Origin of the sequence: Neisseria subflava, from assembly GCF_024205745.1 — a bacterium.
Taxonomy (GTDB): domain Bacteria; phylum Pseudomonadota; class Gammaproteobacteria; order Burkholderiales; family Neisseriaceae; genus Neisseria; species Neisseria flavescens_B.
On sequence record NZ_CP073117.1, the window covers coordinates 26,359 to 46,963 of the forward strand.

General features: G+C 49.8%; 22 protein-coding genes, 1 other RNA gene and 2 pseudogenes. 15 read left to right on the forward strand and 10 right to left on the reverse strand.

Translation table 11 applies throughout. The features are described 5' to 3' along the window. Nucleotides 1–114 precede the first annotated feature (114 nt). Nucleotides 115–870, forward strand: a complete 756-nt coding sequence (locus KCG55_RS00135; RefSeq protein ID WP_254323030.1) for a GNAT family N-acetyltransferase — start codon at nucleotides 115–117, stop codon at nucleotides 868–870. Between the two features lie 58 nt (nucleotides 871–928). Beyond that, nucleotides 929–1,678: a lysophospholipid acyltransferase family protein gene (locus KCG55_RS00140; protein WP_254323031.1), complete on the forward strand. Its 750-nt coding sequence runs from the start codon at nucleotides 929–931 to the stop codon at nucleotides 1,676–1,678. 52 nt (nucleotides 1,679–1,730) lie between these two features. Here the strand turns inward: KCG55_RS00140 and gloA are convergent, their stop codons facing one another. Continuing rightward, a complete protein-coding gene (gene gloA, locus KCG55_RS00145) occupies nucleotides 1,731–2,144 on the reverse strand; it encodes a lactoylglutathione lyase (RefSeq protein WP_003685011.1) in 414 nt (137 codons plus the stop codon). Nucleotides 2,145–2,349: 205 nt separating this feature from the next. Here gloA and KCG55_RS00150 point away from each other — a divergent pair, with 205 nt between their 5' ends. Both KCG55_RS00150 and KCG55_RS00155 read left to right on the forward strand, forming a co-directional pair. Further along, entirely contained in the window at nucleotides 2,350–3,450 is a 1,101-nt protein-coding gene (locus KCG55_RS00150) for a conjugal transfer protein (RefSeq protein ID WP_254323032.1), read from the forward strand. A gap of 87 nt (nucleotides 3,451–3,537) precedes the next feature. Continuing rightward, entirely contained in the window at nucleotides 3,538–4,002 is a 465-nt protein-coding gene (locus KCG55_RS00155) for a low molecular weight protein-tyrosine-phosphatase (protein WP_003685247.1), read from the forward strand. A 94-nt stretch (nucleotides 4,003–4,096) separates the two neighbouring features. Here the strand turns inward: KCG55_RS00155 and metW are convergent, their stop codons facing one another. Together metW and metX are read right to left on the reverse strand one after the other, a co-directional pair. Beyond that, nucleotides 4,097–4,678, reverse strand: coding sequence for a methionine biosynthesis protein MetW (gene metW, locus KCG55_RS00160; protein ID WP_049329691.1), 582 nt, complete (start codon nucleotides 4,676–4,678; stop codon nucleotides 4,097–4,099). Then, nucleotides 4,675–5,814 carry a homoserine O-succinyltransferase MetX gene (gene metX, locus KCG55_RS00165; protein ID WP_004519859.1) on the reverse strand — a complete coding sequence of 380 codons (1,140 nt, stop codon included), beginning with the start codon at nucleotides 5,812–5,814 and terminating at the stop codon, nucleotides 4,675–4,677. The genes metW and metX overlap by 4 nt, the downstream gene beginning before the upstream one ends. Before the next feature lie 116 nt (nucleotides 5,815–5,930). Here metX and KCG55_RS00170 point away from each other — a divergent pair, with 116 nt between their 5' ends. Further along, on the forward strand, nucleotides 5,931–6,131 hold the full coding sequence (locus tag KCG55_RS00170; protein ID WP_003682450.1) for a protein MIGRI: 201 nt from the start codon (nucleotides 5,931–5,933) through the stop codon (nucleotides 6,129–6,131). A 200-nt stretch (nucleotides 6,132–6,331) separates the two neighbouring features. Here KCG55_RS00170 and KCG55_RS00175 read toward each other — a convergent pair whose 3' ends face one another. Both KCG55_RS00175 and nadE read right to left on the reverse strand, forming a co-directional pair. Further along, nucleotides 6,332–7,339: an IS5 family transposase gene (locus KCG55_RS00175; RefSeq protein WP_254323033.1), complete on the reverse strand. Its 1,008-nt coding sequence runs from the start codon at nucleotides 7,337–7,339 to the stop codon at nucleotides 6,332–6,334. A gap of 83 nt (nucleotides 7,340–7,422) precedes the next feature. After that, nucleotides 7,423–8,211: an NAD(+) synthase gene (gene nadE / locus KCG55_RS00180; protein ID WP_250579512.1), complete on the reverse strand. Its 789-nt coding sequence runs from the start codon at nucleotides 8,209–8,211 to the stop codon at nucleotides 7,423–7,425. 102 nt (nucleotides 8,212–8,313) lie between these two features. Here nadE and KCG55_RS00185 point away from each other — a divergent pair, with 102 nt between their 5' ends. From KCG55_RS00185 to efp, 3 genes and pseudogenes are all read left to right on the forward strand, one after another. Next, nucleotides 8,314–8,592 (forward strand): hypothetical protein, encoded by a 279-nt coding sequence (locus tag KCG55_RS00185; RefSeq protein WP_250579510.1) that lies wholly within the window; start codon nucleotides 8,314–8,316, stop codon nucleotides 8,590–8,592. A gap of 31 nt (nucleotides 8,593–8,623) precedes the next feature. Continuing rightward, nucleotides 8,624–9,780, forward strand: a pseudogene (gene earP, locus KCG55_RS00190) (elongation factor P maturation arginine rhamnosyltransferase EarP). Nucleotides 9,781–9,822: 42 nt separating this feature from the next. Beyond that, nucleotides 9,823–10,383 (forward strand): elongation factor P, encoded by a 561-nt coding sequence (gene efp, locus KCG55_RS00195; protein WP_049329696.1) that lies wholly within the window; start codon nucleotides 9,823–9,825, stop codon nucleotides 10,381–10,383. Nucleotides 10,384–10,442: 59 nt separating this feature from the next. Here the strand turns inward: efp and KCG55_RS00200 are convergent, their stop codons facing one another. Then, complete coding sequence (locus tag KCG55_RS00200; protein ID WP_070813915.1) at nucleotides 10,443–11,042, reverse strand: MlaC/ttg2D family ABC transporter substrate-binding protein; 600 nt, start codon at nucleotides 11,040–11,042, stop codon at nucleotides 10,443–10,445. 165 nt (nucleotides 11,043–11,207) lie between these two features. Between KCG55_RS00200 and KCG55_RS00205 the strand changes: the two genes are divergently transcribed. From KCG55_RS00205 to ssrA, 3 genes and pseudogenes are all read left to right on the forward strand, one after another. Beyond that, nucleotides 11,208–11,423, forward strand: coding sequence for a tautomerase family protein (locus tag KCG55_RS00205; RefSeq protein WP_250579506.1), 216 nt, complete (start codon nucleotides 11,208–11,210; stop codon nucleotides 11,421–11,423). 85 nt (nucleotides 11,424–11,508) lie between these two features. Beyond that, a pseudogene (locus KCG55_RS00210) lies at nucleotides 11,509–12,722 on the forward strand (pyridoxal phosphate-dependent aminotransferase). A gap of 112 nt (nucleotides 12,723–12,834) precedes the next feature. Next, nucleotides 12,835–13,197, forward strand: a transfer-messenger RNA (tmRNA) gene (gene ssrA, locus KCG55_RS00215). 164 nt (nucleotides 13,198–13,361) lie between these two features. On the opposite strand, the gene KCG55_RS00220 is transcribed toward ssrA, so the two are convergent. The 4 genes from KCG55_RS00220 to hda all read right to left on the reverse strand — a co-directional run bounded on the left by KCG55_RS00220 (nucleotide 13,362) and on the right by hda (nucleotide 16,012). After that, nucleotides 13,362–14,147, reverse strand: a complete 786-nt coding sequence (locus tag KCG55_RS00220; protein ID WP_250579498.1) for an endonuclease/exonuclease/phosphatase family protein — start codon at nucleotides 14,145–14,147, stop codon at nucleotides 13,362–13,364. A gap of 157 nt (nucleotides 14,148–14,304) precedes the next feature. Then, a complete protein-coding gene (locus tag KCG55_RS00225; RefSeq protein WP_004519868.1) occupies nucleotides 14,305–14,619 on the reverse strand; it encodes a TonB family protein in 315 nt (104 codons plus the stop codon). Nucleotides 14,620–14,678: 59 nt separating this feature from the next. Beyond that, a complete protein-coding gene (locus KCG55_RS00230) occupies nucleotides 14,679–15,347 on the reverse strand; it encodes an HAD family hydrolase (RefSeq protein ID WP_154953925.1) in 669 nt (222 codons plus the stop codon). After that, nucleotides 15,344–16,012 (reverse strand): DnaA regulatory inactivator Hda, encoded by a 669-nt coding sequence (hda, locus tag KCG55_RS00235; protein WP_254323034.1) that lies wholly within the window; start codon nucleotides 16,010–16,012, stop codon nucleotides 15,344–15,346. The genes KCG55_RS00230 and hda overlap by 4 nt, the downstream gene beginning before the upstream one ends. Nucleotides 16,013–16,242: 230 nt before the next feature. Here hda and KCG55_RS00240 point away from each other — a divergent pair, with 230 nt between their 5' ends. The 4 genes from KCG55_RS00240 to KCG55_RS00255 are packed head-to-tail and all read left to right on the forward strand — an operon-like array spanning nucleotide 16,243 to nucleotide 20,512. Continuing rightward, nucleotides 16,243–16,881 (forward strand): DedA family protein, encoded by a 639-nt coding sequence (locus KCG55_RS00240; RefSeq protein ID WP_250579494.1) that lies wholly within the window; start codon nucleotides 16,243–16,245, stop codon nucleotides 16,879–16,881. 46 nt (nucleotides 16,882–16,927) lie between these two features. Beyond that, nucleotides 16,928–18,364, forward strand: a complete 1,437-nt coding sequence (locus KCG55_RS00245; protein WP_254323035.1) for an MBOAT family O-acyltransferase — start codon at nucleotides 16,928–16,930, stop codon at nucleotides 18,362–18,364. Between the two features lie 10 nt (nucleotides 18,365–18,374). After that, entirely contained in the window at nucleotides 18,375–19,403 is a 1,029-nt protein-coding gene (patB, locus tag KCG55_RS00250; protein ID WP_254323036.1) for a peptidoglycan O-acetyltransferase PatB, read from the forward strand. Beyond that, nucleotides 19,400–20,512 (forward strand): SGNH/GDSL hydrolase family protein, encoded by a 1,113-nt coding sequence (locus KCG55_RS00255; protein WP_254323037.1) that lies wholly within the window; start codon nucleotides 19,400–19,402, stop codon nucleotides 20,510–20,512. The genes patB and KCG55_RS00255 overlap by 4 nt, the downstream gene beginning before the upstream one ends. Nucleotides 20,513–20,605: the final 93 nt, after the last annotated feature.

A 20,605-nucleotide genomic window follows, 5' to 3' on the forward strand; every position in this document is an offset into this window, starting at 1 on the left:
GCCTGAAGCCTTTTTCCAACAACCCGATATAATTTGCCCTACCGCAAAGCAAATCAATATAAATCTGTCCGTATATCCGCTATAATCAGCCATTTTCTTTAAACAGGAAACATCATGTCCCCCAGCCGTTTCAATCAAACGGGCCCCAAAATCGGCCTGAGCGTACGCCTTGCAGAAACCCAAGCTGAAATCGAAGCCGCCCAAAGATTGCGCTATCAGGTTTTTGCCCAAGAATTGGGGGCGGAAATCGAAAGCGATGACGGCCGCGATGTCGATCCTTATGATGAGCATTGCCACCACCTGCTCGCCTTCGACGATGCAACCGGCGAGGTAATCGGCTGCTACCGCCTGATTACCGAAGAAACCGCAAAAAAAGTTGGCGGCTGGTACAGCGAGCATGAATTCGACCTTGAGCCTTTGAAAGACATCCTGCCGCAAACCGTCGAACTCGGCCGCGCCTGTACCCACCCGGACTACCGCAACGGCGGCTTGGTCATGCTGTTGTGGACCGGTTTGGTCAAATTCATGAAAGACGAAAACCTGCGCTTTATGATTGGTTGCGGCAGTATCGAAATGCGCGACGGCGGCAACGATGCGGCCGGCCTGTATCATACCTTGAAAGACAAATACCTCGCTCCGGAACAATGGCGCGTCAAACCGCTCAACCCGCTCAAATGGGACAGTATCACGCCGTCTGAAAATCCGTCTGTACCCGCCCTGATCAAAGGCTATCTCAAAGCAGGCGCGTGGTTCTGCGGCGAACCTTGCGTCGATGAAGCGTTCAACTGCGCGGATGTACTGATCATGATGGACATCAGCCACCTTTCCGACCGCTACTTACAGCGTTTTGCCCCTAAAACCGATTCATAATAGAAGGCCGTCTGAAACTTCAGACGGCCTGCCTAATCTTTATAAAAAAACACACACAATGACCGCCAAAATCCGTTTTATCTTCCGTCTTCTCTGTATTGCCGGCTGCCTTTTGTACGGCATGGCCGAAATGTTTTTTCTGTTTCCCTTTTACAGCAGCAAACGCAAACTGCGCGCAATCCAATTATGGTCGCTGCGCGTGCTTGCTTCCTGCGGCATGAAACTGCAAACCTTCGGCACGCCGCCGCAAGAAGATCGCGGTCAGCTGATTATCAGCAACCATATTTCATGGTTGGATATTATGGCGGTCAACGGCGCATTCCCCGGCCGTTTCGTGGCTAAAGACGATGTGGCCAAATGGCCGGTGGTCGGTTATCTCGCCACACAGGCGCAAACGGTTTACGTCTCGCGCAACCGCGGCATCAAAGGCAATTCCGCCAAAATCGCCGGCGTGACCGAAGCACTGAAAAACGGCGATACCGTCACCATTTTCCCCGAAGGCACCAGTACCGAAGGCCGTGAAATCCTGCCGTTCAAACCGAGCTTTTTTCAGACGGCCTATGATGCAGGCGTACCGATTATTCCGGCACTCTGCCGCTATCCGAATCCGGACGGCAGCAGCCCCAATCCGCACACTGCCTACTACGGCGACATCAGCCTCTGGCAATCCATCTGCATGGTCATCAGCCAGCCTTCCAGTACGGTCGAGCTGCATTTCCTCGATCCGATTGAAGCGGGAGAAGACCGTTATGCTACCGCGCTTTACGTACACTCCCTGTTGAGCGAAAAGCAAAAACAGTTGGGCTGATCAAAAAAAGGCCGTCTGAATGTTCAGACGGCCTTTTCCATTATCTTATGTCTTAAGATGAATATTGCACCGAATCGCTACCGCTTTTCTTTTGAATAAATTCAATTTTGTAGCCGTCCGGATCTTCGACAAACGCAATCACGGTCGTACCGTGTTTCATCGGACCGGCTTCGCGTACCACTTTACCGCCCATCTCTTTGACACGTTCGCACGCGGCGTAAGCATCATCAACTTCAATCGCGATGTGGCCGTAAGCATCGCCTAAATCGTAAGATTCGGTATCCCAGTTGTGGGTCAGTTCCAAAACAGTATGGTCCGCCTCATCGCCATAACCGACAAAAGCCAAAGTAAAACGGCCTTCAGGATAATCACGGCGGCGCAGCAGTTGCATGTTCAATACGTTTTGATAGAAATCCAAAGAGCGTTCGAGATTGCCGACACGCAGCATAGTATGAAGCAAGCGCATGATTTTGTTCCTTTCTGAATTATGTTTGGTCATGAATTATAACACATTGGGCATTTACCCTCCTCTTCTTAGAAAATGCCGATACTTAACCCGTGTAAAAATGAAGCGTATCCCTATCGACATTTGAATTTAATTTATTAACAAGCACACCGACTGACTAAATTGCTATAATCGCCACACTTACAACACAACACTTCAAACCGTCATGAAAACCTTTGTTCTTCCAGATACCCGCCCTTATCCGCAGAGCCCTATCAAAAACTACCTTCTGCTCAATGCCTATCAGCTGGCACACAACTCCTCCTCCGCATCACGCAAACTTTCAGCCGGCCAACTGCAAACCGAAATCCGCACCATGCTCAGCCAAAACCATTACATCAACCTTTCATTGGCCATGACCATGGCGCCCGATGTCGGCACTTACACCAGCCTGATTCAAAGCGTGGGCGAAGTCCTGAAGGCAGAAAACGATAACGAAGCCCAATGGTTTGCCCTGCCTGTCGTTTTGGTTGCCGGTTGCAAAAAAGAACAAATCCTACCGCTCACGCTGCCTACCGAATCCCTCTTCGCCTGCCTGCAAAACTACCCCAACCTGCGTGCCCTCACGCAAAACACGCAATGGCTGCCCTACCTCGTCCAATCTACCGACTTGAGCAGCGTTACCCCGGGCAAGTGGTTCCAAGCCAAGCAAAACGATGAAGCGGCAGGCGCATTCCTGCAAAAATTCGAATACAAACCATTGACGCTGCCCGAAGGTCAATCCGTCCATGTTGTTTACGCGCTGGGATACGGCAATAAAGACATTCAGACGGCCTTGGGCCTCAACCTGCAACAGGCGGGCCTGCCATTGATGCAGGTTTGGCAAGAGCATCTCGCCCTCGACGGCGTTACCCTCTTTACCAACCCGCTCTCGCCCAATACGCCGCTTGACGCGCTTACCGACGGCAGCCACACCCGCCAACGCATGGCCATGGACGTTTTTGCCACCAACGCCATCCGCGCCATCCGTATGCAAAGCCCACGTGTCGGCGTTGTCGCCGCAGCGAAAGCGGGCGGCAAGCTCCAGTTCAGCTTCAACGCAACAGATAGCGCGTTTGAAATCGTTCCGCAGACCTTCACTTGGGAGCTGGCCTCAACCGACAATATCGCCATCGTTCAGCAAAACTTCCTCGACCTGATGGCCGAATGCCGAATCGAGCACCTCTACCTGTTGCACAACCCATTGGGCGAAAACGAGAACATCCCTACTTATGCCCAAGCGTTGAAACTGGAAGGCCATAATCCTTTCTTCAGCAATGTAAACTAAGTTGAAAATGCAACACGCCAAGGCCGTCTGAAAACGGTTTAGCGTGTTGCATTGATTTTCAAACCTTACCACTCATTTTCGCGCATTATGAAAACCCACAAAATCCTTTTCGTCTGCCTCGGCAACATCTGCCGCTCCCCCATGGCCGAATACGTCCTGCGCCACCGCGCCCGCGAAGCAGGCATGGGTAATGCCGTCATTACAGCCAGCGCAGGCACATCAGGTTGGCACGACGGAGAAGACATGCACGAAGGCACGCGCCGCGCGCTCAAGCAACACGGCATCGACCCGTCAGGCTTTACCAGCAGCAAAATCAAACCCAGCGATGCCGAACATTTCGACTACATCATCGTGATGGACGACAACAACCTCAGAGAAACCGAAAAACAGCTCGGTTTCCACCCCGGCAAAATCTTCAAACTGACCGACCTTATCCCCGATTCAGGTTACAACCACGTTCCCGATCCGTGGTACACAGGCGACTTTGACGAAACCTACCGTCTGGTCGATGCCGGCAGTTTGGCCTTATTGGAAAAATTGAAACAGGCTTAAACCGGCTTTAACAAAAAAGGCCGTCTGAACAGCTATCCGCAAAAGCCATGCTTTCGTGATTACCTGTTCAGACGGCCTTTATCTATGACCGCAATCAACCTACGCGATAAAACGCCAGGCTGCCCAATAAATTCGGCAGATGTTTAACCTGTCGGTTGCCCGTCATGACCGCACGCTCAAGCACGCGGATTTTGTTTTTGGCGCACAATAAATCGAAGTCTTTAAGGGTACACCAATGGATATTGGGCGTATCGTACCAATGATACGGCATCCGTTCAGAAACCGGCATATGGCCACCGATCGCGATTTGAAAGCGGTTGCGCCAGTAGCCGAAGTTAGGGAAGCTGACGATGGCCTGTTTAGCCACACGCATCAGACAACGCAGGATTTTTTCCGTGTTCTGCATCGCCTGAATGGTTTGACTCAAGACAATCACATCAAAACTTTGATCGCCAAAAGCCACCAAACCTTCTTCCAAATCGGCTTGAATGACGTTCACGCCGCGGGATATGGCGGCAATCACGCTGTCGGTATCGATTTCAACGCCGTAGCCGGTGCAATTTTTATGTTCCACCAACGCGGCCAACAGTTCGCCGTCGCCGCAGCCTAAATCGAGTACGCGGCTGCCTTCAGGTATCCAATCGTAAATGAGTTGCAAATCGTCGCGCAGATTCATTTTTGGCAGTCCTTGTAAACGTTGTTCATGTAAGCGGCAACCGCGCGGATATAGGCTTCGTCTTCCATCAAGAAGGCATCGTGGCCGTGATTGGATTTGACTTCAATGTATTGCACGGATTTTTGCGCGGCAATTAATGCCTTGACCAATTCATGCGAACGTTGCGGCGAGAAGCGCCAGTCAGTGCTGAAGCTGGCAACAAAAAACTTGGCCTGCACATTCTCCACGGCGCGCGTGAGGTTGTGGCCGTAATCGGCTGCCGGGTCGAAGTAGTCAAGTGCCTTGGTCATCAGCAGATAAGTGTTGGCATCAAAACGACCGACAAACTTGTCGCCTTGATAGCGCAGATAAGATTCCACTTCAAATTCAACGCCATAGCCATATTGATAGCCGTCTGATTTTAAATCGCGGCCGAATTTTTTACCCAAGCCGTCTTCGGCAAGATAGGTGATGTGCCCCATCATGCGCGCGATACGCAAACCGCGTGAAGGAACGGTATGATGGCTGCGGTAATTGCCTTCATGGAAATCGGGATCGGTCAAAATTGCCTGACGGGCAACATCGTTAAACGCGATGTTTTGCGTGGAAAGTTTAGGCGCAGAAGCGATGACAAGCGCGTGTGCAACGCGTTCAGGCAAAGAAATCGTCCATTGCAATGCCTGCATACCGCCCAAGCTGCCGCCGACAATGGCCGCCCATTTTTGAATACCGAGATAATCGGCAAGCATGGATTGGGACTTCACCCAGTCTTTGACGGTTACTACAGGGAAATCCGCACCATATTCATGGCCGGTTTCAGGATTTTCTGATAAAGGGCCGGTACTGCCGTCGCAGCCGCCCAAGTTGTTCAAACCGACTACAAAAAAGCGTTCGGTATCGATGGGTTTGCCGGGGCCGACCATATTGTCCCACCAACCGGCGTATTTATCCTCCGCACTGTGCTTGCCGGCAACGTGATGATTGCCTGACAAGGCATGGCAGATCAGGACGGCATTGCTTTTGTCGGCATTGAGTGTGCCGTAGGTTTCAATCATCAGGTCGAAACGGGGTAAGGTTTTGCCGTTTTCCAGAGCAAGCGGTGTGTCAAACGGGATTTTCTGGGGCGTTACAATGCCCACTGAGGCATTTGTTGTCATTTGTAATTTCCAAGTGAAGCGGCAAAAGGGGTATTATAACGTTTCGTTTTTGTTTTGTGCATGAGGCTTCAGACGGCCTGCCCTGATTAAAGGCAATATTTTTGGGAGAATGTGGAATGATAGGCAGGCTTTTGCGATTTTTTTTCTTTTGCGCCATAGCGGCATTGATTGTGAACCGTTTATTCAGCCGCAAACAAAAGCGCACCATTCGGGAAATCGCCAAAATCAGCGCGTGGGTATTGCTAGGCGCGGCGGCCGCTACGCTATTTTGGTATCTGATGATGCTGTTTTTCAAGCATATTCCTAACTCTTATTGAAATAAAATATAAAAGGCCGTCTGAAAACCTTAATCCAGCGTTTTCAGACGGCCTGAGACCTTTGCAAAATTCCTTTTCCCCCAAACAGCCGAAATCCAAACACAGGTTTTCGGCTGTTTTCATCCAAAATCGCTTCTGATTCTACTCAAATACCCCTTAATCCTCTTTGAATACCTGATAATCAGGCATCCGGCCGCCTTTTAGGCAGCTACAGGCGCACTTAGCCTGTTGGCGGCTTTCAAAAGGTTCAAACACATCGCCTTCAGATGGCTTTGTGCACTTACTTTAATCAGCCCGAAATAGGCTGCCCGCGCATAGCGGAATTTACGGTGCAGCGTACCGAAGCTTTGTTCGACCACATAACGGGTTTTCGACAAATATCGGTTGCGTTTGGTTTGCGCTTCCGACAGCGGATGTTTGCGGTGGGCTTTGCGCATAATGCCGTCCAGTAACCGATGCTCTTCCAGATGTTGTCGGTTTTCCTCACTGTCATAGCCTTTGTCGGCATAGACGGTTGTACCTTTGGGCAAGCCTTCCAACAAAGGCGACAGATGTTTGCACTCATGGGCATTGGCGGGGGTAATGTGCAGTTTCTCGATATAGCCTTCCGCATCGGTACGGGTATGTTGTTTGTAACCGAGTCTGTAGAGGCCGTTTTTCTTTATCCAACGGGCATCGCTGTCTTTACTCGGTGTGGTTTGGCCGCTGACTTGTCCTTCCTCGTCGACTTCTATGGCCTGGCGCTGTTTGCTGCCGGCGGTCTGGATAATGGTGGCGTCAATGACGGCGGCGGATGCTTTCTCTACTTTTAGGCCTTTTTCGGTCAGTTGGCGGTTAATCAGTTCCAGCAATTCGGACAGGGTGTCGTCTTGCGCCAGCCAGTTGCGGTAGCGGCATAAGGTGCTGTAATCGGGGATGCTCAGTTCGTCAAAACGGCAAAACAGGTTGAAGTCGATGCGGGTGATGAGGCTGTGTTCGAGTTCGGGATCGGAGAGGCTGTGCCATTGTCCGAGCAGGATAGCTTTGAACATGGACAACAGGGGATAGGCGGGACGGCCGCGGTGGTCTCTAAGGTAACGGGTTCTTTGACGATTCAGGTATTGTTCGATCGGCTGCCAATCAATCACCTGATCCAACTTCAATAGTGGGAAACGGTCGATGTGTTTGGCGATCATGACTTGTGCGGTTTGCTGGAAGAAGGTGCTCATGAGAAATCCCCTAAATGTCTTGGGTGGGAATTTAGGGGATTTTGGGGAATTTTGCAAAGGTCTCAGCCTTTTAATGTTCAAATTTAAAACAACCCTTCCGGAATCTTGCAAACCGGAATCGGATTAACTTTGTGCTGCATGGCTTTGTGCAATCGGGTATAGATTGCCAAAACTTCGCGCTGCCTGCCTTCAAAATCTTCAGGCTTGTGGCTGTCGTACACGCTCATCGCCCATTCGAGTTCGGGATATGATGCGCCCATTTGTTCTTCATCGGTACGCTCGGTATCCCAAAGTCCGTCCGTCGGTACAGCTTTTTGAATATCCTCCGACACGTCCAGCTCGGCTGCCAACGCGTACACTTGAGTTTTGGTCAAATCTGCAATCGGGCTGATGTCCACGCCGCCGTCGCCGTATTTGGTAAAGAAACCGACGCCGAAATCTTCAATTTTGTTGCCCGTCCCCGCCACCAGTAAACCATGCAACTGACCGTAATAATAAAGCGTCGTCATGCGCAGGCGGCTGCGTGCATTGGCAAGTGCCAGCTGTTTGTTGGGAAATTCGGTTTCGCTGACGTCAACGGTATCGGCAAACGTATCGAACGTTTGGGTCAAATCGACGCTTTGCGCTTTCACATTGGAATAACGCTGTTTCAGACGGCCCATGTGTTCTTGCGCGCGGTTGACTTGGTCGGATTTCTGACGAATCGGCATTTCCAGCAACAAAACCGACAAACCGGTTTGTGCGGCAAGGGTGGAAACCACGGCAGAATCGATGCCGCCGGATACGCCGACGACAAAACCTTTGGCACGCGCCTGCTCGGCGTAATCTTTGAGCCATTGAACGATATGGCGGATGATGGCTTGGGTTTGCATAGGGATAAATGTTCGCTTCAAATAAAACGAATGATAGCCTGATTTGCACTTGTCTGAAAGACGACAAGGTATAATGCCCTTTTTATTTCTTGCACGCACACCATGTCCAAACCCATCCTTCTGCGCTGGCTCGTCGTCGGCCTGATTCCGCTCGCCACCCTTTTGTGGTTTGCCCTCAACCCGCCCGAAGACAAAACGCAACACCTCATCAACGGCATCATCCTTGCCTGCGAAGCCACGTTCCTATTTAAATTCATCCTCTTTGACGTCATCAAACACCACCTCAAACAAGAGCCTGAATTGAAACGGCAAAGCATTTTGATGTTTATCCCGATTGTTTTGCTGATTGTTTATTTGTTCCACTATTTCGGCGCATTCTGATGTTTTCAGACGGCCTTGGGCATATTTTTCCATGAACACCACCCCACCTTATACCTGCTGGATTTTCTGCAACGTCATCGACAACTTCGGCGACATCGGCGTTTCATGGCGGCTGGCGCGTATTTTGCAACGCGAACTCGGCTGGCAAGTGCATTTATGGACAGACGACTTCCCATCCCTTCAGGCACTCTGCCCTGACTTGGCCTCGATTCCCAATATCCATCAAGGCATCGGCATTCACGCTTGGCAAGCCGACCATGCCGAAGATACCGATACAGCCCCTACCCCGACATCGTCATCGAAACCTTCGCCTGCGAACTGCCCGACAACGTTCAAACCATCATCCGCCGACACCGACCGCTTTGGCTCAACTGGGAATACCTCAGCGCAGAAGACAGCAACGAGAGGCTGCACTTAATGCCCTCGCCCCAGGCCGGCGGCATACAGAAATACTTTTGGTTTATGGGTTTCAGCGAAAAAAGCGGCGGCCTGCTGCGCGAACGCGATTACGCCGAATCTGCCGGATTTAATACGGAAGCCTTACGCCGACAACTCAAACTTCCCGCAAAAAATGCGCCCGAATGGCTGCTTTTCGGCTATCAAAGCGATATTTGGGCAAAATGGCTGACCATGTGGCAACAGGCCGGCCAACCCATTACCCTGCTGCTTGCAGGTACACAAATCATCGCCAGCCTGAAAAACAGCGGCCTAGTGCCGCAAAACGCCCTGCTTGAAGACGGCGATGTGTATCAGAGCGAACACGTTACCCTGATCAAAATCCCTTTCGTTGTCCAACAGGATTTCGATAAACTGCTCAACCTTGCCGACGGCGCCGTCATACGCGGAGAAGACAGCTTTGTTCGCGCCCAGCTTGCCGGAAAGCCTTTCTTTTGGCACATCTACCCGCAAGAAGAAAATATCCATCTCGACAAGCTGCACGCGTTTTGGGACAAAGCGCATCAGGTTTATCCGGATGTTGTCGCCACGGCACACCGCCGTCTTTCCGACGAACTCAACAACGGAGAAGCACTCAGCGACAGCCAGCGCCTGCAGGCATGGCAAACCCTGACGGCACACCAAAACGAATGGCGGCAAAGCGCGGCAAAATGGCGGGACAGACTTTTTGCCCCAAAAAGTGCCGTTGAAAAACTTGCCGCCTTTATTTCAAAGCACAAAAAAATACGCTAAAATAGCGCGTTTTATTACAACCGATTTGATTGGAAAACTACAATGAAAACAGCACAAGAACTGCGCGCCGGCAACGTATTCATGGTCGGCAACGACCCTATGGTTGTTCAAAAAACCGAATACATCAAAGGCGGTCGCTCTTCCGCCAAAGTCAGCATGAAACTGAAAAACCTGCTGACCGGTGCCGCTTCTGAAACCATTTACAAAGCCGACGACAAATTCGACGTCGTAATCTTGGCCCGCAAAAACTGTACTTACAGCTACTTTGCCGACCCAATGTACGTCTTCATGGACGAAGAATTCAACCAATACGAAATCGAAGCCGACAACATCGGCGACGCGTTGAAATTCATCGTTGACGGCATGGAAGACGTATGCGAAGTAACTTTCTACGAAGGCAACCCAATCTCCGTAGAATTGCCTACCATCATCGTTCGCGAAGTTGAATACACCGAGCCTGCCGTTAAAGGCGATACCTCCGGTAAAGTGATGAAAACCGCGCGTCTGGTCGGCGGCACCGAAATCCAAGTGATGTCTTACATCGAAAACGGCGACAAAATCGAAATCGATACCCGTACCGGCGAATTCCGCAAACGTGCTTAATCAGCCCGTAACACAAAAAGGCCGTCTGAATATTCAGACGGCCTTTTTCTCAATCTGCCTTATTGTTTCTTCAAGCCCTTGGCTTCGACAGTCGCAATCGTACCGTCAATGCCTTTGCTCTTAATCAGCTCGCCAAATTGGTTGCGGTATACCGTTACCAAGCTGGTACCGTCCACGCGGATGTTGTAAATCTTATACGCACCGCCGCTTTGGTAAAGCTGGTAGGCCACTTCATACTTGGTGCCTTTTTTGGTCTGAATTTCCGAGAAAACGTCAAACTTATTGCCGTTTGCCGTCATCTTCGGCAACAGGCGCACATTTGCATCCGCCGCACCAATCAGTGCAGAATGCGAGTACATCGCAATCACCATATCTTTGAATGCACGGATAAAATCAGTTTTTTGTTTGGCAGAAAATTCACGCCATGGCGCGCCGACAGCCAAAGCCGAAATACGTTCATAGTCCAAGTAACGGTTGGCATACTGCTCAACCTGTTTCACACGTTGCGCCTCTGTCAAAGACGTGTTGCGTGCAATTTTCAACACGGCATCAATGTTCTGCTGCATCTGCTTTTGCGCCGGATGCGTTTCCGCCGCCACATAAGGCGCGGCAATCACCATCGGTGCGGCCACAATCAAAGTCTGAAGAAAACGGTTCATGACGATATCCATCCAAAATAAAACCGCATTGTAAAAACAATCTATTCCAAAAAACTTAATTCTTTGTAAAAGCAGTCATGAGCAATGAAAAATCCTGCAATCAATTTTCAGACGGCCTGATAAAAATAAGATAACATGTGAACACTATTTTAAAAGGAAAAAGCCATGCCTTACGTCAACATCAAAGTAACCGGCGGCAGCGAAGCCCCGAATGCAGAGCAAAAAGCCGAATTAATCCGCGGCGTAACCGAATTACTCTCACGCGTTCTCAACAAAAACCCTGAGACAACCGTCGTCGTCATTGACGAAATCGATATGGACAACTGGGGCATAGGCGGCAAAAGCGTGACGGTTCGCCGTGCCGAAGCGCGCAATAAGTAAACTTTGGCCGTCTGAAACCCTTTTAATTTACCCGCAAAAAGAGTACATTTACCCCCATTGTTAACAATTTTACGGAACACACATCATGGAGAAATTTCCCAAATCGTCCAAGCTGGATCACGTTTGCTACGACATCCGCGGCCCAGTTCATAAAAAAGCCCTGCAACTGGAAGAAGAAGGCAACAAAATCCTCAAGCTCAATATCGGCAACCCTGCCCCGTTCGGCTTTGAAGCGCCTGATGAAATTTTGGTTGACGTTATCCGTAACCTGCCGACCGCGCAGGGCTATTGCGACTCCAAAGGCCTTTACTCCGCACGCAAAGCCATTGTTCATTACTATCAAACCAAAGGCTTGCTCGACGTTACTGTCAACGACGTTTACATCGGCAACGGCGTATCCGAGCTGATTACCATGTCCATGCAGGCATTGCTCAATGACGGCGATGAAATCCTGATTCCTGCGCCTGACTATCCACTGTGGACCGCCGCCGCAACACTGGCCGGCGGCAATGTGCGTCATTATTTGTGCGACGAAGAAAACAACTGGTTCCCCAACCTGGCCGACATGGAAGCCAAAATTACGCCTAAAACCAAAGCCATCGTTGTCATCAACCCCAACAACCCGACAGGCGCGGTGTACAGCAAAGAAATCCTGCTGGAAATTGCCGAACTGGCGCGCAAACACGGCCTGATTATTTTTGCCGACGAAATTTACGACAAAATTCTTTACGACGGTGCCGTACACCATCACATTGCAGCCCTCGCCCCGACTTGCTGACCATTACCTTTAACGGCCTCTCCAAAGCCTACCGTGTGGCCGGTTTCCGCCAAGGCTGGATGGTGCTCAACGGCCCGAAACATCATGCCAAGGGCTATATCGAAGGCCTCGATATGCTCTCCTCCATGCGTCTGTGTGCCAATACGCCGATGCAACACGCCATTCAGACGGCCTTGGGCGGCTATCAAAGCATCAACGAATTTATCCTGCCAGGCGGCCGCCTGTTGGAACAGCGCAATAAGGCATGGGAACTGATCAACCAAATCCCCGGCGTTTCCTGCGTCAAACCGATGGGCGCGATGTATATGTTCCCCAAAATCGATACCGAAATGTACGGCATTCATGACGACATGAAATTCGTCTACGATTTGCTCGTGCGTGAAAAAGTCTTGTTCGTTCAAGGTACAGGTTTTAACTGGATACGCCCAGACCACTTCCGTATCGTTACCCTGCCGCCCGTTCATCAAATCGAAGAAGCCATGGACAAACTCAAACGCTTCCTGCAAAACTACCATCAATAAACCTAAACAAACAGGCCGTCTGAAAAAGCAAACTGCTGTTCAGACGGCCTTTCCAATCAATCAGTAACTTGGCAAAGCACGCTGACATGCGTATAATCGACTTTTCCTATCTGGGGGCGATCTTGGTTTCGACGGGGGTTGCAAAGCAGATGCGGGCATACCGGGGTCTCAGATTTCCCGTAAAACACTGAATTTAAATAGTCGCAAACGACGAAACTTACGCACTGGCCGCTTAAGGCCTGCCGTTGCAGCAGTTGGTCAATGGGCTGTGTAGCGCAAGCTACCGCAACGTCATTCTACATTGACTGGTTTTCTGTCGGGTTACTTGGCAGGAAACGAGATTTAAGGTAACTGGTTCTCTGAAGGCCTGTTGGTCGGCATGATGGGGACAAGATTCTAAATAGACACAACTAAGTATGTAGAACGCTCTGTAGAGGACTTTCGGACGGGGGTTCGATTCCCCCCGCCTCCACCAGATTTGAAGCGCAAACTTTTGATATAAAAAGGTTTGCGCTTTTTTTATAAACTTAAACAGGCCGTCTGAAAAATTTCAGACGGCCTGTTTTTGTCTCAAATATCTGAGTGAAAAAACTTTTTCTTTCGATACATTCCAAATAGTGCTTTAAAAAAATTTCAGCCTTACATTTTTCTATCTGATTTCATATTCATTTTACGATGCGGCCTAACCGTTACACTCAATGGCAGATGATCTGACAAATGCTGCCAGTCTTTACTGTTGTGGATTTCAGAATCGATGACATCAAGATTGCGCGTGTAAATGCGGTCGAGGCTGAGGATGGGTAGACGCGAAGGGAAGGTTTTGGGGCGTTTGCCTGTATTATCGACGAATACTTCGTTCAAATCTAATGCCCTACCCAGCTCACGCGCTGATTTCTGCCGCCAGTCATTGAAATCGCCGGCAATAATCAACGGGCTTTCCGGACGAATATATCGGCCAACGTAGTCGCTGATGGCTCGGTATTGTTTGAGGCGGTCCAGCTCGCGCAGGTTGAGGTGGACGCACAAACACACCAGCGGATCTTCCCAGCCTTCAGGCACGACTTCGCAATGCAACAGGCCGCGTTGTTCGAGTTTGTTGACGCTGATGTTGAGGTTGTTTTCCGTTTTCAGCGGCAGGCGGCTGAGAATGGCGTTACCGTGGTGTCGTTTGGGATAGACGGCATTTTTGCCGTAGCTGCGATGATAATCGAGGCTGTCGCCGATGATGTCGTAATGCGGCGCATCGGGAAAGTCGGTACGACGGCTTCTGTTGAGATGCTGTCCTTGGACTTCTTGTAAAAACAAAACGTCCGAACCCAATGCACCCAGCGCGTCAGCCATACGGTTGACCTGCACTTTGCGGTTGAGCGCAGACATGCCTTTGTGCATATTGTAGGAAGTAATGGTAACTGGACGGGGAGACATGATGTGTGATGAAGCGGTTTATTTGTTTCAGTATAGCACCGGAGCGTGTGGTTTTACGGCAATTTTGGTTATACTTGTTTAAAGAATAAAACGGCGTTTTGACAGGGAATTTCCCCATCAAAACGCCTTCTGTTTTTCAGACGGCCTTGCATCCAAATCAGTTGTTGATTACTTCAACATTGGTTTCAAAAGTAACAGTGTGTTGATATTTAGATGCTGTTTTGCGTTTCGGATAAGGATATTTGGAAACGCTTTTCACTGCGCGTTCGTCCATTTCAGGATTGCCACTGGATTGAATGATATTCACGCGGTCAACATCACCGGCAGGAGTTGTGAAGACATCCATCAAAACGGTTTTAACGCTGCCGTTTTGCGCTTTCATGGCTTCCAGAGTTTCGGTATCGGCTGCTTGTGCGGTACCGAATACAGCGGCAAACAACAGGGCTGAGGCGAGGAGTTTAGTCGTTTTCATGTTTTAGTCCTTATTAGGGTTGTGGTTAGGTTAAATATTTCAGACGGCCTGATTCATCGTTATTTGAAATTCAAAATCGGCCAACCTTTTGCTTTGGCTTCTTTTTCCAGCTCGGCATCCGGATTGACAGCGACAGGTTCGTCCACGATACGCAGCAACGGTAAATCGTTTTTGGAGTCGCTGTAAAAATAAACCTTGCCGTAGCTTTCAAAGGTCTCGCCGCGCTCGGCAAGCCATTGGTTCAATCGGGTAATTTTGCCTTCTTTCAGGCTGGGCGTACCGATATAGTTGCCGGTATATCGGCCGTCTTCGCCGGTTTCAAGCTGTGTGCCGATAATGTTGTGAATACCGAAAAGATGGCAGATAGGGGTAATGATAAATTCGTTGGTCGAAGAAATAACCAACATTTCGTCGCCCGCCATTTGATGGCTTTGCACCAACATACGCTGCATCGGAGAAATATGCGGAACAATATATTCGGCCATAAACTCGCGATGAAACTCAGCCAATTCTTCCTTGCTGAAACGAGCTAAAGGCGCGAGATGAAACTTAAGGAAGGCATCAATATCAAGACAACCATTTTGGTAGTCTTGGTAGAACTTTTCATTTTGCGCCTCGGTTTCAGCCGCATCGACTATGCCCTTTTTAATCAGGTATTGCGGCCAGGAGTGATCCGAATCGGTATTGATTAAGGTATTGTCGAGGTCGAAAATGGCAAGGTTTTTCATTGGGTTTCCTGTTGTTTTAAAAGCTGGCGCAAAAGCGGCAAAGTAATACGCTTGCCCATCATAACGGCGTAGTTGTCGAGGGTATCGAGCATTTGCATCAGGCTGTCCATATCACGCCGCCAATGGTTCAGCAGGTATTCGAAAATTTCCGGATCGATGGTTACCTGACGGGCGGCCGCCATGCTGACGAGCGCATCGATTTTTTCCCGGTCGGTCAGCGGTTTGACTTCGTAAACCAAACAATACGCCATGCGTGTGCGCAGGTCTTCGCGAATAACAAGCTGCTGCGGCGTATATTCGGAACTCAAAAGCAAAAAGCCTTTGCTACTGTTGCGGAAGCGGTTGAAGATGGCAAACAGTAAAGCCTGTTCTTCATTATTAAGCTTTTCGATTTGGTCAATGGCAAGATATTCCGCATCCAACGCGGCTTCTGTCAGCGGCGAAGCGGCGGCATCAATATAGAGGGCATTTCGTCCGGCATCGAGCGCCTGTGCGACCCATGCCTGCAAAAGATGACTTTTGCCTGCGCCCTCTTCGCCCCAAACATAGATAAATTGCCCATGTTTGTGCTGCAACACATACACCAGCTCGGCATTTTCTGTTCCCAGAAATTTGTCGAAGCCGGGATAATCATGGCTGGCAAAATCGAAGATGAGCTGGTTCACAAAGGCGCACCGGTTAGGTTGAAATCGGCTTTATTTTACGTTGTTTTGCCGTTCATCATCAAGGATAAAGGCCGTCTGAAGCCTATACCTGCAACATATCTGCACTTCTAAACATATCTTGACGCGCTTACGGCATTGGTTTTATTCCGCTTTGGTTTTACAATGTCGAACTTCTCGCCGAAACATTTGTCTGTTCTTTTTCAGACGGCCTTTTTATTTGGGGAACCTTAGTGATTTCTACCCTTATTGATTTCATCCTCCATATCGACCAACACCTTGTCCACCTCTCCACCCAATACGGCCCGTGGATTTACGCGATTTTGTTTGTTGTGATTTTCTGCGAAACCGGTTTGGTCGTAACGCCATTTTTGCCCGGCGACTCGCTGCTGTTTGCTGCCGGCGGTATTGCAGCCATCGGCGGCATGAACATCCACGTCATGGTATTGCTGCTCTTGGCGGCCGCCATTTTAGGCGATGCGGCCAACTTTATGATTGGCAAGTATTTTGGACAAAAACTGTTTGCCAACCCGAATTCCAAAATTTTCCGACGTTCGTATTTGGAAAAAACCCATGCGTTTTATGAAAAACACGGCGGCAAAACCATCATCATTGCCCGCTTTGTGCCGATTGTGCGGACGTTTGCACCATTTGTCGCAGGCATGGGCGATATGCACTACGGCACGTTTATCCGTTACAACATTATCGGCGCAGTGTTGTGGGTATTGTCGTTTTCCTATGCAGGCTACTTCTTCGCCAACATCCCCGTCGTCAAAAACAATCTGGGCTTAGTCATGGCGGCAATCATCGTGATTTCGATTTTACCCGCGGTAGTCGAAGTCATCCGTGCAAAACTTAACGCCAAAAAATAACAATCAATCGAAAAGTTTGAAAGTTTAAACACATCAAGGAATTGTCATGCCGTTGCTGTCTATTGAGTTTGCGGTATTCTTTATCGCATTTTTGCCGCTGTACTGGGCATTTGCACGTTTGCCGCAAGTTCAAAACGTTTTACTTTTGGTTGCCGGACTGGGCTGGCTTTACCGTATCGACCCTATTTTTGCCGCGCTGATTTTGGTTTACTCGTCTGTGGTTTACCTGGTCAGCGTGCTGATGTTTTCTGAAAACGAGAATATCCGCAAATTTTGGCTGGGTTGCGGTATTTCGGTGGCATTGACTGTTTTGTGTTTCTTCAAATACTTCGACTTTTTCCGCCCGATTATTCAGCAATATACGGGGCAAAGCGCCGTCATCGACATCCTTTTGCCTTTGGGTTTGTCTTATTACACTTTCCAATCGCTGGCTTACTTGGTGTATTGCTACCGCGAGCCTAAGGGAGACCGTTTTGAATGGCACGAGCTCCTACTGCATCTGAGCTTCTTCCCCACAATCACATCCGGCCCGATTATCCGTGCGGCCGCTTTTAAAAGCATAGACGGCGAACAAGTGGGCGCATTGGCGCAAATCCGCACCAAACAGGCACGCCAGCTGATTTATCCGGCGTTGGCGGTCGGCCTGATTGTGTTGGGCATCGCCAAAAAGTGGTGGCTTGCCGGCGTATTGGCGGAAGGCTGGGTATCGCCTGTTTTTGAAAATCCGGCCCAGTTCGACGGCTGGGGCGTGTTGTCTGCGATTTATGGTTACACCTTCCAACTCTTTTTCGACTTTTCCGGCTACTCGGATTTAGTCATCGGTCTGGCTATGCTGCTCGGCTTCCAGCTGCCGAAAAACTTTGCCGCGCCGCTTCGCGCCATCAACATCCGCGACTTCTGGGACAGGTGGCACATCAGCCTGTCCACTTGGATTCGCGACTATATCTATATTCCTTTGGGAGGCAGCAAAAAAGGCTTCGGACGCACCCAGCTCAATCTGATGATTGCCATGTTACTTTCCGGCATTTGGCATGGCTACGGCTGGAGCTTTTTGATTTGGGGCGCGCTGCATGGTGCGGCTTTAGTATTCCTTAACTGCGGCGATAAAATCGTCGGCCGTAATGCCTTAGGCCGTCTGAAAATCGGCAAACTGCTTGCCTGGCTGTTTACCTTCCATTTCGTTTGTTTCGCTTTTGTCGTGTTCAACAGCGCAACGCTTACCGATACGGAAATGCTGTTCAGCGCATTATTTGCCAATGACAAAGGTTGGAACGCGCCTCTGCCGACCGACCTCATGTTGCTGGGTACATTTGCACTGATGCTTTTACTATACCCGTATTTGCTTCGTTTATTTGAAGCATCGGTAAAAGGCTTGGACAAACTGCCTGCATGGCTGTGGTTTATCCCCATCACGCTTATCCTCGCCCTGATTATCGTCTTCGCCCCGTCCGGCATTCCCGGCTTTATTTACGCCAACTTCTAAGGAGCAGAACATGAAACGCTTTATCTCCCTGTTTGTTTCTATTCTGCTCAGTGCGGTTGCGCTGACATGGTTTGCCCAAAACTCCATCAATGCCTATTGGCAGCAGACCTATCATGAAAACAGTCCGCTTGAGCCTTTATCCGAATACGCTTGGTGGCGTATCGGTGCAGATTGGCAACAAAAAGCCTACGAATTTTCAGACGGCCTGAAAGCTTCACTGGAAACAGAAGACGCTTTGGCTTCGGAAGACTCTGACATTAAAACAGCAAGGCCGTCTGAAAATACGGAAAACATTAAAGTATCGGACAATCAAAAAGACTCTGCTGCTTCCGATGCGGCTAACAATACGGATACCGCCACCAGCGAGCCAAGCAATCAGGCTGAACAGTCAGCAACGCAGGTCGTATTGAAAAAAGGTAACAAAGTTTTCTTTGCCGGCGACTCGCTGATGCAGGGCGTTGCACCTTTTGTACAAAAACACCTCAAGCAAGAATATGGCGTACAATCGGTCAACCTCAGCAAACAAAGCACCGGCTTGTCCTACCCCAACTTCTTCGACTGGCCGAAAACCATCGAACAAACTTTACAAAAAGAACCCGACATCCGCGTTTTGGTTGTATTCTTAGGCCCTAACGACCCATGGGATTTCCCGATGGGTAAAAAATACCTGAAGTTCGCCACCCCCGAATGGGAAGCGGAATACCTCAACCGCGTCCGCCGTATTCTTGATGCAGCCTCCGCACATGATGTCCAAGTCATTTGGCTGGGCATTCCTTACATGAAAAAAGCCAAACTCAACGAACAGATGCGCTACCTCGACAAAATCCTGTCGGGTACAGTGTCACCTCAAGCCATCTGGCTGCCAACTGACAAACTGTTGAGCAATGGCGCAGAAGAATATGCCGACTCTGTCAAAGTAGATGGAAAAATCATCCGTTACCGCAGCAAGGACGGCATTCACTTTTCCGCAGAAGGCCAAAAACTATTGGCCGGAAAAATTATGGAAAAAATTAATTTTACACACGATACACAACCATGAAATTTAATAAAACCTTACTCCTCACGCTTCTTGCACTCCCTATTACCGCCTGCGCAACCAATGACGGCCTGTTAAGCAACTACGGCTCCAACCGCCCTGCCTGGCTGAACAAACTGCAACAACTCAACAACACTTCAGACGGCAAATTCCGCATTATTCAAGTCGGCGACTCACACACCGCCGGCGACTATTTTACCGACCGCCTGCGCCGCCGTTTGCAACAAAAATGGGGTAACGGCGGCATCGGTTGGGTTTACCCCAACACCGTCAAAGGCCAGCGCATGGCAACCGTCCGTTACAGCGGCAGCGGTTGGAACACCATCAGCAGCCGCAAATCACACAGCGATTTCTCTTTCGGCGGCATTGAAGCACGCGCCGACGGCGGCAGCGTTACCTTAAGCGCAGCCGACGGCAGCATGGATACGCAACAAATCTCCATTTTCGGTAAACCGGTTTGGTCCGAGCAAACCCTGACCGTCAACGGCCGCGAAATCCCGGCCAAGCAAAACGGCTGGCAACTGTTGCATACCAACGCCTCCCTGCCGATGACACTCAGCAGCAGCATGCCTTGGCAAATCGGTTTCATTAATATCGAACGCCCCGGACGCGGCGTAACCGTTTCCGCCATGGGCATCAACGGCGCGCAATTGTCCCAATGGTCAAAATGGCGGCCGGGCATGTGGGAAGATTTGGCGCAAACCAAAGCCGATTTAATCATCCTTGCCTACGGTACCAACGAAGCCTTTTCCGGTAACCTCGATATTTCCTCTACCGAGCGGACATGGCGCAACTACATCCGTCAAATCAAAAACACCCTGCCCAACGCAGGCATTCTGATCCTCGGCGCGCCGGAATCTTTGAAAACCGCCTACGGTAGCTGCGGCAACCGTCCGGTTTTACTCAGCGAAGTACAACAAATGCAGCAACGCGTTGCTCGTGACGAAAAAATCATGTTCTGGTCTTGGCAGGATGCGATGGGAGGGGCATGCAGCATGAAAAACTGGATGGCGCAAGGCTTGGCAGCCAAAGACGGTGTTCACTTCTCTGCACAAGGTTATGAAACTGCAGCCGATAAGCTTGCCGACAGCCTGATCCGCTTTGCTCAATAAATTGGCCAAAGCCTAAGTATTTTTCATTAACAGTAAACAAAAGGCCGTCTGAAATTAATATTTCAGACGGCCTTTTGTTTGTCGCTTATTTAG

Excerpts from the sequence above, each read along its gene's own strand:
- metW (WP_049329691.1), bottom strand. The coding sequence starts at position 4,678 with ATGAATCTGCGCGACGATTTGCAACTCATTTACGATTGGATACCTGAA.
- gloA (WP_003685011.1), bottom strand. The coding sequence starts at position 2,144 with ATGCGCTTGCTTCATACTATGCTGCGTGTCGGCAATCTCGAACGCTCT.
- nadE (WP_250579512.1), bottom strand. The coding sequence starts at position 8,211 with ATGCAAACCCAAGCCATCATCCGCCATATCGTTCAATGGCTCAAAGAT.
- KCG55_RS00135 (WP_254323030.1), top strand. The coding sequence starts at position 115 with ATGTCCCCCAGCCGTTTCAATCAAACGGGCCCCAAAATCGGCCTGAGC.
- KCG55_RS00170 (WP_003682450.1), top strand. The coding sequence starts at position 5,931 with ATGATAGGCAGGCTTTTGCGATTTTTTTTCTTTTGCGCCATAGCGGCA.
- patB (WP_254323036.1), top strand. The coding sequence starts at position 18,375 with ATGAAACGCTTTATCTCCCTGTTTGTTTCTATTCTGCTCAGTGCGGTT.
- KCG55_RS00185 (WP_250579510.1), top strand. The coding sequence starts at position 8,314 with ATGTCCAAACCCATCCTTCTGCGCTGGCTCGTCGTCGGCCTGATTCCG.
- KCG55_RS00255 (WP_254323037.1), top strand. The coding sequence starts at position 19,400 with ATGAAATTTAATAAAACCTTACTCCTCACGCTTCTTGCACTCCCTATT.
- KCG55_RS00155 (WP_003685247.1), top strand. The coding sequence starts at position 3,538 with ATGAAAACCCACAAAATCCTTTTCGTCTGCCTCGGCAACATCTGCCGC.
- KCG55_RS00225 (WP_004519868.1), bottom strand. The coding sequence starts at position 14,619 with ATGAAAACGACTAAACTCCTCGCCTCAGCCCTGTTGTTTGCCGCTGTA.
- KCG55_RS00200 (WP_070813915.1), bottom strand. The coding sequence starts at position 11,042 with ATGAACCGTTTTCTTCAGACTTTGATTGTGGCCGCACCGATGGTGATT.
- KCG55_RS00140 (WP_254323031.1), top strand. The coding sequence starts at position 929 with ATGACCGCCAAAATCCGTTTTATCTTCCGTCTTCTCTGTATTGCCGGC.
- KCG55_RS00175 (WP_254323033.1), bottom strand. The coding sequence starts at position 7,339 with ATGAGCACCTTCTTCCAGCAAACCGCACAAGTCATGATCGCCAAACAC.
- KCG55_RS00205 (WP_250579506.1), top strand. The coding sequence starts at position 11,208 with ATGCCTTACGTCAACATCAAAGTAACCGGCGGCAGCGAAGCCCCGAAT.
- KCG55_RS00230 (WP_154953925.1), bottom strand. The coding sequence starts at position 15,347 with ATGAAAAACCTTGCCATTTTCGACCTCGACAATACCTTAATCAATACC.
- KCG55_RS00245 (WP_254323035.1), top strand. The coding sequence starts at position 16,928 with ATGCCGTTGCTGTCTATTGAGTTTGCGGTATTCTTTATCGCATTTTTG.
- KCG55_RS00220 (WP_250579498.1), bottom strand. The coding sequence starts at position 14,147 with ATGTCTCCCCGTCCAGTTACCATTACTTCCTACAATATGCACAAAGGC.
- KCG55_RS00150 (WP_254323032.1), top strand. The coding sequence starts at position 2,350 with ATGAAAACCTTTGTTCTTCCAGATACCCGCCCTTATCCGCAGAGCCCT.
- metX (WP_004519859.1), bottom strand. The coding sequence starts at position 5,814 with ATGACAACAAATGCCTCAGTGGGCATTGTAACGCCCCAGAAAATCCCG.
- efp (WP_049329696.1), top strand. The coding sequence starts at position 9,823 with ATGAAAACAGCACAAGAACTGCGCGCCGGCAACGTATTCATGGTCGGC.